The sequence below is a fragment of the Desulfotomaculum sp. OF05-3 genome (assembly GCF_003435535.1).
GTDB classification, from domain to species: Bacteria; Bacillota; Clostridia; order Lachnospirales; family Lachnospiraceae; genus Pilosibacter; species Pilosibacter fragilis.
Genome location: NZ_QWGO01000076.1, coordinates 307 through 2,509 on the forward strand (window position 1 = coordinate 307; position 2,203 = coordinate 2,509).

A 2,203-nucleotide genomic window follows, 5' to 3' on the forward strand; every position below is an offset into this window, starting at 1 on the left:
CAGAATCCTTTCGAGAAAGGAACCCTGTTCCTGTTTTGTGGGAAACGTTCTGACCGGTGCAAGGGGCTTTTATGGATGGGGACGGGGTTTCTGCTTTTGTACAAAAGATTTGAGGACGGAAGATTATCCTGGCCAAGAAATATCCAGGAAGCGGCAGAGCTTACAGAGGACCAGTACAGGTACCTCATGACAGGATTAAATCCCCTGGATCCCAGGATCAAAGACGTTGATCCGAAGCATATCTATTAAAACGTTTGTGAAAAACAGAGAAAATAAAACGCCAGTCTGACCGCCAAAAAGGGCGGTGTCTATTAATGGAATCCTCTCCGATGAGACGAACCGTTTGTCCTGTATGAAGATAAAAAAGAGAACTTTTAATTTTAAACGCCTTGCATTTCAAGTGACTGGAACAGGGCATCCAGAGACGTTCCGGGTAGGTAAAAATGACGGACCGGTATGGAAACCAGATTGGCATTTATCACCGATTTCTGCTATACTTTCCTTAGAAAGAAAGGCGGACATCATGTGTAAAAAATTCACTCCGGATGAACTGAATCAGATGGACCATACAGCAAAAAACGATGTTATCTTCCAGATGCAGGACCGGCTCGACAAGCTGGAACAGAACTATGAAACCCTCATAGAACAGGTCCGGCTTGCAAACCAGCAGCGTTTTGGTCGCCAGACAGAAAAACTGGATGATATCGCGGGGCAGCTCTCCTTTTTTAATGAGGCTGAAGCGAATTACGATGAAACCGCCCCTGAACCGGTCATGGAAGAGGTTATCGAATCCGCAAAAAAGAGGTCCCGTAAGTCTAAAAAGAAGGGACAGAGGGAAGAAGACCTGAAAGATTTCCCGCAGGAAGAGATTTCTCATGATATACCGGAGCAGGAATTAAACGAAGCTTTTGGTTCGGGGAACTGGAAAAGCATGCCGGATGAGATCTTCTGGCAACTCCGGTTCGAGCCGGCCAGATGGATTGCGGAGAAACATGTCATCAAAGTGTATGTCGGAACGGATGGGGCGCATCAGGATGAATTCCTCCGTGGAGATCATCCGGCAACTTTATTTAAAGGCAGCATTGCGACCCCTTCTCTTGAAGCCGCGATCATCAACTCTAAATATGTAAACAGTAACCCACTCGACCGGATCTCCAGGGATTTTGGAGCGAACGGATTGAATCTGTCCAAGCAGACGATGTCCAACTGGACTGTATGGACGGCAGAGCGCTACTTATCAGTCGTATACGAGATGATGAAGCAATGCCAGCTGAAAGCCCATGTAAACCAGTGCGACGAAACGACCGTGGATGTGATCCATGATGGAAGACCCGCAGGCAGCAAAAGCTATATGTGGGTGCATATCACCGGGGAACTTGGCAAGGTACCATCGGTCATCATATATGAATACCAGAAAACACGCCATAGTGACCATCCAAAGGCGTACTATAAGGATTTTTCCGGCATTCTTATGACGGATGGGCTGGAACAGTACCACAAGCTGGAGCGGGATCTGGAAGGGATAAAGAACGCAAACTGCATGGCACATGCAAGACGCCATTTCGCAAACGCGATCAAGGCAATCGGAAAAAGCAACCCGGAAGCAATCCAGTCATCTATTGCGTATAAAGCACTGGTAAGGATCGGTGCTGTCTATGATCTGGAAGGTGGGCTGAAGGATCTGAGTCCGGAAGAACGGTTAAAAGAGAGGCAGAGATCCATCAAGCCCCTGTTGGAAGAATTCTTTGCGTGGATCCATGAAATAAAGTCAGATCAGACAGTCCTTCCCAAGGGCGAAACTGCAAAAGGGATTAACTACTGCCTGAATCAGGAAAAATATCTGAAGGTATTCCTGAGTGATGGGGAAGTGCCGATCGATAATCTTGCCAGTGAACGCGCACTGAGAACCTTTACGATCGGCCGTAAGAACTGGATGACGCTGAACACAGTACGTGGTGCACAGGCAAGTGCAATGATCTACAGCATTACCGAAACAGCCCGGGCAAATGGTCTGAATGTTTACTACTACGTAAAGCATCTATTAACCGAACTGCTTGAGATCATCCGTATCGACGGAAGTGTCGATGAAAAAGAGTTAGAGAGTCTTATGCCATGGTCAAAAGATCTTCCGGCTGAGTGTTATAGCAAGCGCCGCAAATGAGCGGCGCTGTATTTGGCGTGGGGCGAAGGATTTGACCTTTAC

The 2,203-nt window shown here is 47.3% G+C and carries 2 protein-coding genes; both read left to right on the forward strand.

Going from position 1 to position 2,203, the window contains the following annotated elements; genetic code table 11:
* On the forward strand, window positions 1-249 hold a 249-nt coding region (tnpB, locus tag DXA87_RS18245), incomplete at its 5' end, for an IS66 family insertion sequence element accessory protein TnpB (RefSeq protein ID WP_199537954.1).
* A gap of 274 nt (window positions 250-523) precedes the next feature.
* Complete coding sequence (locus DXA87_RS17610) at window positions 524-2,161, forward strand: IS66 family transposase (RefSeq protein WP_117505585.1); 1,638 nt, start codon at window positions 524-526, stop codon at window positions 2,159-2,161.
* The last annotated feature ends 42 nt before the right edge of the window (window positions 2,162-2,203 follow it).